Annotated in this window: 7 protein-coding genes; 4 read left to right on the forward strand and 3 right to left on the reverse strand. The window is 74.0% G+C overall.

From position 1 onward, the window contains the following. The 3 genes from ACQP10_RS27560 to ACQP10_RS27570 are packed head-to-tail and all read right to left on the reverse strand — an operon-like array spanning position 1 to position 6,295. A complete protein-coding gene (locus ACQP10_RS27560; protein ID WP_346023065.1) occupies positions 1-303 on the reverse strand; it encodes an acyl carrier protein in 303 nt (100 codons plus the stop codon). Continuing rightward, positions 300-479, reverse strand: coding sequence for an MbtH family protein (locus tag ACQP10_RS27565; protein WP_179826860.1), 180 nt, complete (start codon positions 477-479; stop codon positions 300-302). The genes ACQP10_RS27560 and ACQP10_RS27565 overlap by 4 nt, the downstream gene beginning before the upstream one ends. Then, a complete protein-coding gene (locus ACQP10_RS27570) occupies positions 476-6,295 on the reverse strand; it encodes a non-ribosomal peptide synthetase/MFS transporter (RefSeq protein WP_433540007.1) in 5,820 nt (1,939 codons plus the stop codon). The genes ACQP10_RS27565 and ACQP10_RS27570 overlap by 4 nt, the downstream gene beginning before the upstream one ends. Positions 6,296-6,805: 510 nt before the next feature. Here ACQP10_RS27570 and ACQP10_RS27575 point away from each other — a divergent pair. The 4 genes from ACQP10_RS27575 to ACQP10_RS27590 all read left to right on the forward strand — a co-directional run bounded on the left by ACQP10_RS27575 (position 6,806) and on the right by ACQP10_RS27590 (position 12,818). After that, positions 6,806-7,750, forward strand: a complete 945-nt coding sequence (locus ACQP10_RS27575) for a thiamine pyrophosphate-dependent dehydrogenase E1 component subunit alpha (RefSeq protein WP_346023067.1) — start codon at positions 6,806-6,808, stop codon at positions 7,748-7,750. Then, positions 7,747-8,733 (forward strand): alpha-ketoacid dehydrogenase subunit beta, encoded by a 987-nt coding sequence (locus ACQP10_RS27580; RefSeq protein ID WP_346023068.1) that lies wholly within the window; start codon positions 7,747-7,749, stop codon positions 8,731-8,733. The genes ACQP10_RS27575 and ACQP10_RS27580 overlap by 4 nt, the downstream gene beginning before the upstream one ends. Beyond that, entirely contained in the window at positions 8,730-10,031 is a 1,302-nt protein-coding gene (locus tag ACQP10_RS27585) for a 2-oxo acid dehydrogenase subunit E2 (protein WP_433540008.1), read from the forward strand. The genes ACQP10_RS27580 and ACQP10_RS27585 overlap by 4 nt, the downstream gene beginning before the upstream one ends. Positions 10,032-10,250: 219 nt before the next feature. After that, the gene (locus ACQP10_RS27590; protein ID WP_433540009.1) at positions 10,251-12,818 is read left to right on the forward strand and encodes a chitinase C-terminal domain-containing protein; all 2,568 of its coding nucleotides are present in this window, start codon (positions 10,251-10,253) and stop codon (positions 12,816-12,818) included. Positions 12,819-12,906 lie beyond the last annotated feature (88 nt).

Genomic DNA, 12,906 nt, shown 5'->3' on the forward strand with positions numbered 1-12,906 from the left:
TCACCGCGTCCCCTCGGCCACGTGGCCGACCAGCAGCGGGAAGCTGTCGAGGTGGGCGGCGCCGCCGCCGAGGTCGAGGACGACGTCGAACTCCTCCTCCACCGCGTCGATGAGGCGCAGCAGCGCGAGCGAGGTGACGCCGAGCGCGGACAGCGAGGCGCCGGGGGACGCGCCGGTGGCGAGGACCTCCGCGGGCGTGACCCGGCCGTCGCAGGCGTCGGAGATCATCCGGGCCAGCCGGGCGGCGAGAGCGGCGTCCGCGAGGCCCCCCGCGTCCCCGGCGGCGGTGTCCCGGGCGGTCATGCCCGTGCCCGCCGGAGGCTGAGCGGGCGCATGTCCGTCCACACCTTCTCGATGTGGGCGAGGCAGTCCTCCCTCGGCCCCTCGAACCCCTCGGCCCGCCAGCCGTCGGGCAGCTCCCGGCCGGCGGGCCAGACGGAGTACTGCTCCTCATCGTTCAGCACCACGAGGAAACTCATGCGATGACCTCTTCTTCCTTCTTCTCCGTCTTCTCGGTGTCCGACGCGGCGGCGTCCGCGGTGTTCGCAGTGTCCGCGGTGTCCCTCTCGGCGTCCGGCACGGAACCCGCACCGGTGGCCGTACCGGAGCCCGCGCCGGGGTCCGTCCCGGCGGCGCTTCCGGCGGTGTTTCCGGCGGTGTTTCCGGCGGCGCGGGCACGGCTCCGCACCGCCTCGAACCCGACCAGGTCGTCGGGGAGCGCGTCCGGCACGTCGGTGTCGAACCGCGCCAGCACCCGCACCCGCATCGCGGTCAGCGCGACGGCCGCGATGGCCAGGCCGAAGCAGGCGTACATGAACCCGATGCCGCGGCCCTCGCCGGTGCCGATCAGCGCGCCGACGGTGCCCGCGAGCGGCCCGCCGGGCGCCAGCAGCGGCTCGAACACCTGCCCGGCGTACGGCGCGACGAGGCCGAAACCGATGGGCAGCGTGGACCAGGCGACGAGGGTGTTGAGCGCGATGACCCGGCCGTGGAACCGCTGGGGCACCTTGACCTGGATGATCGTGGCGTAGACGCCGTTGAGCAGGGTCAGGCAGAGCGACATGCCGAACGCGCCGGCCGCGATCAGCGGCAGGCTCGCCCGCAGGCCGGTGAGCACGCAGAACACCGACAGGGCGAGCGTGGCCAGCAGCACGCCGCGCAGCCGCCGACGGCGCGGGCCGCCCCAGGCGGTCATCGCGAACCCGCCGAGGAAGACCCCGAGGCCGCCGAAGAACGAGACCCGGCCGACGTCGTCGAGCCCGGCGAACGACAGCACCAGCGGGGAGATCATCAGGAACAGCGGCGACAGGAAGACGTTGAGCACCGCGAAGAACAGCAGCATGCCGCGGAAACCGGGGTTGCCCCACGAGTGGCGGACGCCGTTCGCCATCTCGGCCATGACGCTCTCGCGGCGGCGCCACGGCATGCCCGCGGGGAACCGGACGAACAGCAGGACGCCCGTGGCGATCACGTAGCTGACCACGTCGATGGCGAGGATGCCGCCGAGGCCGATGACCGCCATCAGGCCGGTCGCGATCAGCGGCACGACGAGCTGGGCGGTGCCGGTGGCCATCTGCACGACGCCGTTGGCGTGGCCGAGGAACCGCTTGGGGACGAGCTGCGGGATCGCCGAGCCGTAGGCGAAGCGCTGGAAGGTCAGCGCGACCGACAGGCAGGCCAGCAGCGGGTAGATGTGCCAGACCTGCAGGTTGCCGGTCCACAGCAGGACGCCCAGGATGAGCTGGGTCCCGCCGGCGGCGATGTCGCCGCCGAGCATGACCTTCCGCCGGTCGTGGCGGTCGACGATGGCCCCGGCGAGCGGCGCCACCAGCATGCCGGGCACCAGTCCCAGCACCGCGAACAGCGCGAACTTCGCCAGCGAGCCGGTGGTGAGGTAGATCCAGATCGGGATGGCGAACTCGGTCAGCGCCGACCCGGTGATCGACACGAGCTGCCCGACCGCGACCAGCAGGAACCGCCGCATGCTGGGCCGCGGCGACCGCTGTGCGGCTCCGGCGGCTCCGGCGGCTCCGGCGCCCTCGCCGTGGACGAGGCGCAGCGCGGGCCCGCGGTCCCCCGGTCCCCGCCCGGGGGCCGCGCCGGGTCCGCCGGCCGCGTCCGTGCCGCCGGGGCCGCCGAGGTCCCTGAGGTCGCCGTCGCCCGCGTACCCGGTCTCCTCCGCCGGGGCGGCCGGCCCGCGGAAGCCCTCCAGCCACCAGGTGGACCCCTCCGTACGGCGCAGCGCCGTCTCCCGCCCCTCGGCCAGGGCCCGGTGGGTGCCGGTGAGGATGTCGGCCAGCTCCGCGGCCCGGTACTTGACGAAGAAGTGCCCGGCCTCGTCGAGCACCACGCAGGCGGCCGTGTCCGACAGCCGCAGCCACTCCAGGTAGCGCTCCTGGTAGAACTCGGCGGCCGGGTCCCGCTCCCCCACGACCGCGATGACGGGCGCCGCCAGCGGCTCGCGCTCCTCCTCGAACAGGCGGGTGAAGTAGCGCTCGGCCGTACGGGTGCCCTTGCGGCGGTTGGCGATGATCAGCTTGAGCTGGTCTCGCTCGAACTCCTCGACGTCCAGGCCGGCCGCGGCGAGCGCGTTGATCCGGCCCTGGTCGGAGGTCAGCCGGTCCATGAGGTCGCCGAACCGGTCCAGGCCACGGCCCGGCCTGGCGAAGGGGAACACCCCGCCGAGGTAGATCGCCTCGACGGGACGGCCGGCCTCCTGGAGGATGCGGGCGATCTCGGCGACGAGCATGACCCCGAGGCCGCAGTGGCCGTAGAGCACCAGCGGTCCTTCGACCCCGGTGAGGATCTCCTCGGCGCACCCGCGTGCCACCTCGTCGAGGGGGCGGGCCTCCTCGCCCAGTTCGTGGCCGGGCACCGCGACGGAGTACAGCGCCCAGTCACCGGGCAGCGCGTCGGCCAGCGGCTGGTAGACGACCGCGCTGCCGCCGCCGAACGGCACGCACACCAGCGTCGCGGTCGTGGCGCGGGCGGGGGTGAGCCGGTGCAGCAGGCCGCGCGGCCCGTCGTCGCCGGCCTCCAGCAGCCGGGCCAGGTCGGTGACCGTCCGGTGCTTGAACAGCTCCAGTACGGTGACCGGCCGCCCGGGGACCTCCCGGCGCAACCGGGCGACGACCCGCATCGCGAGCAGGGAGTGGCCGCCCAGGTCGAAGAAGTCGTCGAGCGCGCCGACCCGTTCCAGCTCCAGGACGTCCGCCCAGATCGCGGCGACCGTCTCCTCCGCCGGGGTGCGGGGCGGGACGAACCCGGCGGCCGGGGCGTCGGCCCCGGGGTCGGGCAGCCGCGACCGGTCCACCTTGCCGTGGGACTTCAGCGGCAGCTCGTCCAGCCACACGTAGCGGGCCGGGATCATGGGGTCGGGGAGCCGGTCGGCCAGCCACGCGCGCAGCTCCGCCGCCCCGGCGGGCACGGTTCCACCCGGATCGGCGGCCCCGGCGGCTCCGGCGGCTTCGCCGGTCCCCGCGCCCCCGGCGACCTCCGCCACCAGGTAGGCGACCAGCCGCCCGCCCCGCAGCTCCACGACCGCGTGCGCCACACCCGGGAAGCCGGTGAGCACCGCCTCCACCTCCGACAGCTCCACCCGGTAGCCGCGGATCTTCACCTGGAGGTCGCGGCGGCCGAGGAACTCCAGGTCGCCGGTGGGCAGCCAGCGGCCGAGGTCGCCGGTCCGGTACATCCGGGCGCCGGGGCCGCCGTCGGGGTCGGGCAGGAACCGGTCGGCGGTCAGGCCGGGCCGTCCCAGGTAGCCGCGGGCCAGCCGGTCGCCGCCGAGGTGGATCTCGCCGGGGACGCCGACCGGGACGGGTCGCAGGTTCGCGTCCAGCACCCGGACGCGTGCCCCGGGCAGCGGCGAGCCGATCGGCAGCGCCGTACCGGCCACCACGTCCGTCCCGGAGCCGGCGTCCGCGGACGGTCCGTGGGCGGCGCCGGGCGCGGCGGCGCGGGCCGGTTCGACCGCGTGGGTGGTGACGCCGACCGTGGCCTCGGTGGGGCCGTAGTGGTTGACCACCCGGCACCGCCCGGCCGCCGCCAGCTCGGCGGCCCAGGCGCGCGGCGCGGCCTCGCCGCCCAGGATCAGCAGCTCGGAGGGGAGCAGCTCGTCCATGGGCGTGTCGGCCAGCAGCGCCGCCAGGTGGGACGGGGTGATCTTCAGGTGGCCGACGCGGTGCTCGCGGAGGTAGGCGGCCAGCTCGGGCCCCGCCGTACGGGACGGGACGAGGTGGAGCGTGCCGCCGGTCATCAGGCACAGGTAGAAGACGGTCACGCCGAAGTCGAAGGCGAGCGACTGCAGCAGCGCGAACACCCCGCCCGGCTCCACCTCCAGCCTTTCCCGCGCCCCGGCGAGGTAGACCGCGACCTGCCGGTGCTGCACGGCCACGCCCTTGGGCCGCCCGGTGGTGCCGGAGGTGTAGATGACGTAGGCCAGGTCGCCGGGGGTGACGCCGCTGTCCACCGGTCCGGGGTCGGGTCCGCCGGGGTCGGCGGGATCGACCGTCGGCAGGTCGCCGGGCAGGCGGTCGCGCAGCTCCGGCACGGTGACGACCGCCCGCGCGCCGGCGTCGGACAGCACGTAGGCGAGCCGTTCCGCGGGGTGCTCGGGGTCCAGCGGGAGGTAGGCGGCCCCGGACTTCAGCACGCCGAGCACCGCGACCGCGAGGTCGGCCGACTGCTCCAGGCAGATCGCGACCCGGTCGTCCGGGCCCACGCCGAGCCGCCGCAGCGCGTGGGCCAGGTGGCCGGCGCGCCGTTCCAGCTCCGCGTAGGTGAGCGAGACGTCCCCGGCGACGACGGCGACGGCGTCCGGGGTGCGTCCGGCCTGCGCGGAGACGGCCTCGTGCAGCAGGCCGTCCCCGGCGGGCCCGGCGGGGGCCGAGCCGCCGAACAGCTCGACCCGGCGGCGCTCGTCCGGTGGGAGCAGCTCCAGCTCGGAGATCCTCGTGTCCGGATCGGCGGCGGCGGACCGCAGCAGGATCTCGAAGCAGGCGGCCATCCGCTCGACGGTGTCGGGACGGAACAGCGCGGTGCTGTAGGTGAGGTTGCCGCGCAGCCCCTCGGGGGTCTCGAACAGGTACAGCGCCAGGTCGAAGCGGCTGGCCGAGGTCTCGACCGGGAAGGCTGACATGGTCAGCCCGGGGGTGCGCAGCGGCGCGGACCGGTAGTTCTGCAGCGCGAACATCACCTGGAAGACCGGTGAGCGGCTGACGTCGCGCTCCACGGCCAGCTCGGTGACCAGCCGGTCGAACGGCAGGTCCTGGTGGGCGTAGGCGTCGAGCGCGGTCTCCCTGACCCGGTCGAGGAGCTCGGCGAACGTGGGGTCGCCCGCCAGGTCGGCGCGCATCGGCAGCGAGTTGACGAACACGCCGACCACGCGCTCCAGCTCCGGCAGGTTCCGCCCGGAGACCGGGGAGCCGACCGCGAAGTCCTCCTGCCCGGCGTAGCGGCCGAGCAGCACCTGGAAGGCGGCCAGCAGCGTCATGTACGGCGTGGCCCCGCGCGCCCGGCCGACCTCGGCGACCGCCTCGCTGAGCTCGGGGTCCAGCGCGAGGCCATGGACGGCGCCCTCCCAGCGCTGCTCGGCGGGCCGGGGCCGGTCGGCGGGCAGTTCCAGCGGTGGCAGGTCGGCCAGCTTCTCCCGCCAGTAGCCGATCTCGCGGTCGTGGTCCCGGCCCGCCAGCCAGCAGGCGTAGTCGCCGTACTGGAGCGGCGCCGGCGCGAGGCCGCTCTCGCCGCCCCGGCGGCGGGCGTCGTGCAGGGCGAGCAGCTCCTCCATGACGATGTCGCAGGACCAGCCGTCGGTGACGGCGTGGTGCATGGTGAGCAGCAGCACGTGGTTGCGCGGGGCGAGCCGGACCAGCAGCGCCCGCAGCAGCGGGCCGCGGGCGAGGTCGAAGGGCCGGGCCGTCTCCCGGTCCACCACGGCGAGGTCGTCGGTGACGGTCAGCTCCACGGCGGGCGTCTCGTCGATCACGACGCCGGGCCCGCCGTCCTCGGTGGTGACCAGCCGGGTGCGCAGGCTCTCGTGCCGGGCGGCCACGTCGGTGAGCGCCCCGGCGAGGGCGTCCTCGTCGATCTCGCCCTCCAGCCGGGCCGCGAACGCCACGGTGTAGGCGGCGGTGCCGGGGGCGTACTGCTCCAGGAACCACAGCCGCTCCTGGGCGGGGGACAGCGGCGGCACGGTGTCCGGCGGGCGCGGCGGGACGGCGGCGGCGACGGCCCGGCCGCCCAGCCGCCGGGCCAGCAGCGCCTGTTTGGCCGGCGAGAGACTGGCGTGCGTCACCTGAGACCTCCGTGCTCAAGGGGGAAGGGGAACGGTGCGGCGTTCCCCGGCGGCGGAGTGGGAGGAGCCGCCCTTCCGGGCGGTTTCCATGACGGGCCGCCGGACCGGACGGCCCGGTCCGGGGACGTGTTCAAAGGACGGGTGCGGCGCGGGTGTCCCCGTCGCCGAGGGGTGCGGGCGCTCGGCGGCACGGGTGCCGGTCCGGGCACTCCGCGGGCCGATCGGGCCGCGATTGGTGGGAGCGTTCCCACGGGGAAGGCTAGGGATCGCCCGGGAATGCCGTCAAGGTTTCAGGATTGTTTTCAAACTGTCAGGAGTGCGGAATGTTAGTTGTTATGGTTTTTTCCGCAGTTAAGGGCGATTTATCCCGCGACACCCTTTCAATGGGATCCCTTTCCTGATTGACACGGACCGGGCCGACTCCTACGCTCCGCTGGGAGCGCTCCCATGCCGATATGCCATTTTCGCGGCCGAGCGTGTCGTCCGGCCGCCGACGCCAGGAGCGCCCACGTGACCGTCACCGTCCCCGCGCCCACGGGCACCACGCCCTCGGGCGCACGGAGAAAACCACCGCCGCCGGAGCCGGAGGACCTGGAACTCCTCCTGCTGATCCGGCACTTCGAGCTCACCCTCCTCAGGCTCTTCGAGGCGGGCGAGCTGAGCGGCACCACCCACACCTGCCTGGGCCAGGAGTACATCCCGGTCGCGCTGTCGCGGCTGCTCGGCGACGACGACTTCGTGCTCAGCAACCACCGGGGGCACGGCCACTTCCTGGCCAGGCACGCCGAGCCGTACGGGCTGCTCGCGGAGATCATGGGCCGCGAGGGCGCGCTCTGCGCGGGCGTCGGCGGCAGCCAGCACGTCTACCACCGGCGCTTCCTCTCCACCGGGGTCCAGGGCGAGAGCCTGCCGGTGGCGACCGGCGTGGCGCTCGCCCTCAAGGGCACCGGCGCGCTGGCCTGCGCCTACATCGGCGACGGCACCTGGGGGGAGGGCGCGGTCTACGAGGCGCTCAACATGGCCCAGCTCTGGCGGGTCCCGCTGCTGGTGGTGGTCGAGCACAACGGGATCGCCCAGTCCACCCCGACGGCCGCGCAGATGTCCGGCCGCGTCGCCGCCCGCGCCGCCGCCTTCGACGTGCTGCACCACCGCGTGACGTCCCTGGAGGTCGGCGAGATCCGCACCGAGCTGGCGCCGCTGGTCGCCATGGTCCGCCAGGACTCGCGGCCGCTGGTGGTGGAGTTCGCCACCCACCGGGTCGGCCCGCACAGCAAGGGCGACGACACCCGCGCCCCCGAGGAGATCGCCCTGGCCGCCGCCCACGACTGGTACGACCGCTACGCCCGGCTGTTCCCCGAGTCCTTCGCGCGGATCGACCGCGAGCGGCGCGAGCTGGTCGAGCGGATCGCGGCCGAGGTCACCGCCCGGCCGCCGTCGGCGTGGGAGCGGCCGTGACCCGCGTCTCCGAGCACCTCAACCACGCCCTGCACGACCTGATGGAGACCGACCCGGACGTGCACCTGCTCGGCGAGGACGTCTCCGACCCCTACGGCGGCGCCTTCAAGGTCACCCGGGGGCTGTCCACCCGGTTCGGCGACCGGGTGCGGTCCACCCCGCTGAGCGAGGGCGCGATCGCCGGGGTCGGGGCCGGGCTCGCCCTGGCCGGGCGCAAGGCGATCGTCGAGATCATGTTCGCCGACTTCGTCGCGCTCGCCTTCGACCAGATCGTGAACTTCGCCGCCAAGTCCACCGCCATGTACGGCCGGCCGGTGCCGATCCCGCTGGTCGTCCGCTGCCCGTCGGGCGGCAACCGCGGCTACGGACCCACCCACAGCCAGAGCCCGCAGAAGCACTTCATCGGCGTCCCCGGGCTGTCGCTGTTCGAGATGACCCCGTTCCACGACGCGGGCGAGCTGTTCGCGCGGATGTTCGCGCTCGGGCGGCCCTGCCTGTTCTTCGAGGACAAGGTCCTCTACACCCGGCGGATGTACGAGGGCGGCGTGGTGGACGACCTGTTCCGCTACGAGGTGACCGGGGACGTCGCCCGGGTCCGCCTGGACGGCGTGGCCGAGCCCGACTGCGCGATCGTCGTCCACGGCGGCATGGTCCACCGGGCGCTCGACGCCATGCGCGTCCTGCTGCTGGAGGACGACATCGCCTGCGAGCTGCTGGTGCCCGCCCGGCTCCACCCGCTGCCGGAGCTGCCCGGCCTGGAGCGCGCCCGGCACGTGTGCGTCGTGGAGGACGGCAGCGAGGGCGGCACCTGGGGAGCCGAGGTCGCCCGGGTGCTGCACCCGCGGCTCTGGTCCTCCCTGCGCCGGCCGATCACCCTGCTCAGCGCGGCCGACAGCGTCATCCCGGCCGCGCCCCACCTGGAGCGCGAAGTCCTCGTCCAGCCCGCCCGCATCCGGGACGCGATCGTGGAGGCCCTGTCTTGATCGAGGTCCGGGTACCGAAGCTGAACAACAACGACGCCGCCTACCTGCTGGTGGAGTGGACCGCCGAGGACGGCCAGGCCGTGCGGGGCGGCGACCCGCTGGTGGTGCTGGAGACGTCCAAGGCGGCCGAGGAGCTGACCGCCGAGGCCGACGGCACGCTGCTGCGCCTCCTGGCCGAGGGCGCCGAGTGCGCGCCCGGCCAGGTGATCGCCCGGCTGCTCGGCGAAGGAGAGGAGCCGGGAGGCCCGGCCGGAGCGGGGTCCTCCGGCCGGGCACTCCCCCCGGCGGATCCCGCCGGGGCCGGACACCCGGAGGGGGTCGTCATCACCGAGCCCGCCCGGCGGTTCATGGCGGAGCACGGCATCCCCACCGGGCGGGTGCTGGCCCTGGGCAGGAAGCTGGTCCGGCGGGCCGACCTGGAGCCCCTCGTCGTGCCGGGCGTCGTGCCCGCCTCCGCCGCATCCGCTCCCGGGCCGGAGGGAACCGGGCAGGCCGGAGCCGGGCATACCGAAGCCAGGCAGGACGAGGCCGGGCAGGCCGGAGCCGGGCCGGACGAGGCCGGGCTGACCGGGCTCTCGCGGAACCAGCGGCGGGTCGCCGAGGTCGTCGAGCGGTCGCACCGGGAGATCCCAGCGGCGTTCACCGCGGTGCGGGTCGACGTGACGGAGGCGCTGGCCCACGCCCGCCGGGAGACCCGGCGGGTGCGCGCCCTCGTCGGGCTGCCCGAGCTGCTCGTCGGGGCGACCGGCCGGCTGCTCGACCGCTTCCCCCTCTTCTTCGCCGCACCCGTCGACGGCCGCCGCGCCCGCCCGGCCTCCTCCGCCCATGTCGGCGTGACCGTGGACGTCGGCGGGGGGATGTTCGTCCCGGTGGTGCGGGACGCGGGGCGGCGCCCGCTCGGTGAGATCGCCCGCGACCTCACCCGGTTCCGCGAGACCGCGCTGAACGGCGTGTTCCGCGAGCGGGACCTCTCCGGCGGCAACATCACGGTCACCCTGCACACCGACGCCGCCGTCGTGGCGGCCACGCCCATCGTGTTCCCCGGCCAGATCTGCGCGCTGTCGCTCACCGCGCCGCGCCCGGAGGTGGTGGCGGAGCGCGGCGGGGGCTTCGCCGTACGAAAGGTGATCACCCTGGGGCTGGCCTACGACCACCGGTTCGTCAACGGCCGCGGTTCGGCCGAGTTCCTCGGCGCCCTCCGGGCCGCCCTGGAGGCCCCGGAGGCCCCGGAGGCCACGGAGGCCACGGAGGCCACGGAGACCGCAGACACCACGGAGGACGGCGGCCCGGCCACGTGACCGGCACACCGGCCTCACGTTCCGCCGCTCCGAACCCCGGCCCCACCTCCGCGGCGGCCCGCGCCACCACGTGACCGGAAGAGCACAATGGGAGAACTATAAGTAAAGTTTCTTAAAAGAGAGCATTGACGGCGCAGGTCGGAAAGCATAACTTCCGGTCAATGACCCGTGGGGGGCGGGATCGCAGCGTACGTCCTCACCCCGGAGGTGACTCTCCCGATGTCCTCACGCCTGCGCACCGGCCTCGCCGCGGCCGGCGCGTCACTCGCCCTGATCGCCTGCGCGCTGGCCGGCACGGCCGGCGCCGCCGCCGACGACGAGGCCTGCCGCCCGGACGGCCTCTACACCACCCCCGGTCTCGCCGTCCCCTTCTGCCAGGTCTACGACGAGGCGGGCCGGGAGAAGATGGGCGCCGACCACCCCCGCCGGGTCATCGGCTACTTCACCGGCTGGCGGACCGGCAAGAACGGCCAGCCCGCCTACCTCGCCAAGAACATCCCCTGGGGCAAGGTCACCCACATCAACTACGCCTTCGCGCACGTCGGCCCGGACAACAAGATCTCGGTCGGCGCCGACGGGCCGGACAACGCGGCCACCGGCATGGAGTGGCCCGGAATCGACACGCCCGACCCCGGCCTGCCGTACAAGGGGCACTTCAACCTGCTGAACAAGTACAAGAAGGCCCACCCCGAGGCCAAGACGCTGATCAGCGTCGGCGGCTGGGCGGAGAGCGGCGGCTACATCGACGACGGCGGCACCCGCCGGGCCTCCGGCGGCTTCTACACCATGACCACCAACGCCGACGGATCCGCCAACACCGCCGGCATCAACGCCTTCGCCGACTCGGCGGTGGCGTTCGTCAGGAAGTACGGCTTCAACGGCGTGGACATCGACTACGAGTACCCCACGTCGATGAAGGACGCGGGCCACCCGCTGGACTGGCAGATCGCCAACGCCCGCCGGCCGACGCTGATGCGGAACTACGCGCAGCTGATGAAGACCCTGCGCGACAGGCTCAACGCCGCCGCGGTCGCCGACGGCAGGTACTACATGCTGACCGTCGCCGCCCCGTCGTCCGGCTACCTGCTGCGCGGCATGGACACCTTCCAGGTCACCCAGTACCTGGACTACGTCAACATCATGTCCTACGACCTGCACGGCGCGTGGAACGAGTTCGTCGGCCCCAACGCCGCCCTCTACGACGACGGCAAGGACGCCGAGCTGGCCAAGTGGGGCGTCTACACCGCCGCCCAGTACGGCGGGATCGGCTACCTCAACACCGACTGGGCCTACCACTACTTCCGCGGCGCCGTGCAGGCCGGCCGGATCAACATCGGCGTGCCGTACTACACCCGCGGCTGGCGCAACGTCACCGGCGGCACCAACGGCCTGTGGGGCATCTCCAAGAGCACCAGCGGGTGCCCGACCGGCCTGACCACCTGCGGCGACGGCGCCCGCGGCATCGACAACCTCTGGCACGACGAGGAGAACGGCGCCGAGGTCGGCGGGGGCGGCAACCCGCTCTGGCACGCCAAGAACCTCGCCGAGGGCCGCGCCGGGTCGTACGGCCCCGCCTACGGCCTCGACCCGGCCGACCCCGAGGACCGGCTGACCGGGACCTACACCCGCCAGTACGACTCCACCATGGTCGCGCCGTGGCTGTGGAACGCCGACAAGAAGGTCTTCCTGTCCACCGAGGACGAGCAGTCCATCGCCGCCAAGGCCGCCTACGTCAGGGACAAGGGCATCGGCGGCGTGATGATCTGGGAGCTGGCCGGCGACTACGCGTGGGACCCGGCGAAGAGCGAGTGGTTCATGGGCGACACGCTCACCACGAAGCTGTACGACACGCTCAAGACCGCCGCGCCGTACGGCGCCGCCCGCGCCAAGGTGAACGTGCCCGCCGAGAAGCTCGACGCGCAGGTGGAGATCGGCGGGTTCCCGGTCGGCGACAGCAACTACCCGATCACCGGCAAGCTGAAGATCACCAACAGGTCGGCGACGACCATCCCCGGCGGCGCCGAGTTCCAGTGGGACTACGCCAGCTCCGCCCCCGGGACCGCCAGGGACCAGTCCGGCTACGGCCTCACCGTGATCAGCAGCGAGCACACCGCGAGCAACAACATCGGCGGCCTGAAGGGCGACTTCAACCGCGTCTCGTTCAAGCTGCGGGCCTCCGAGCCGCTCGCCCCCGGCGCGTCGGTCACCATCGACTACGTCTACTACCTGCCCGCCCCGACCCCGGCGAACTTCACGGTGAGCTTCGGCGGCAGGACCTACGGCCTGACCGCCGACTACGCCCGCGGCGGCGTGGTCGTCAACCCGACGCCGACCCCGACCGGCCCGACCGGCGGCACCGGCGACTGCACCGCTCCCGCGTGGTCGGCCACCCAGGTCTACACCGGCGGAGCCAGGGTGTCCCACCGGGGCAGGCAGTGGGAGGCCAGGTGGTGGACCCAGAACAACGAGCCGGGCACCGGCGACACCTGGAAGGACCTGGGTGCCTGCTCCGGCGCCACCCCCACCGCGACCCCGACGGTGACGCCGACCGTGACGCCCACGGCGACCCCCACGGCGACCCCCACGGTGACACCGACCGCGACGCCGACCGTGACCCCCACGGCGACGCCGACCGGCGCCTACCCGGCGTGGAAGGCCGGAACGGCCTACACGCCCGGCGTCCGGGTCACCCACGCGGGCGTCGGCTACGAGTGCCGTCAGGCGCACACCGCCGTGGCGGGCTGGGAACCGCCGAACGTCCCCGCCCTCTGGCTGCGGCTGCCCTGAGGCCCGTCCGACGGTCCGGGGCGGCGGGGTCGGAACATGACGGACGCCGAGGTGAGGCCGGCGAGGTAGCGGCCGGCGACCTCGTGTG

Source organism: Streptosporangium sandarakinum, assembly GCF_050942225.1.
GTDB lineage: Bacteria > Actinomycetota > Actinomycetes > Streptosporangiales > Streptosporangiaceae > Streptosporangium > Streptosporangium nondiastaticum.

Coding starts and splice junctions, on each gene's coding strand:
- ACQP10_RS27590 (WP_433540009.1), top strand. CDS start 10,251: ATGTCCTCACGCCTGCGCACCGGCCTCGCCGCGGCCGGCGCGTCACTC.
- ACQP10_RS27565 (WP_179826860.1), bottom strand. CDS start 479: ATGAGTTTCCTCGTGGTGCTGAACGATGAGGAGCAGTACTCCGTCTGG.
- ACQP10_RS27560 (WP_346023065.1), bottom strand. CDS start 303: ATGACCGCCCGGGACACCGCCGCCGGGGACGCGGGGGGCCTCGCGGAC.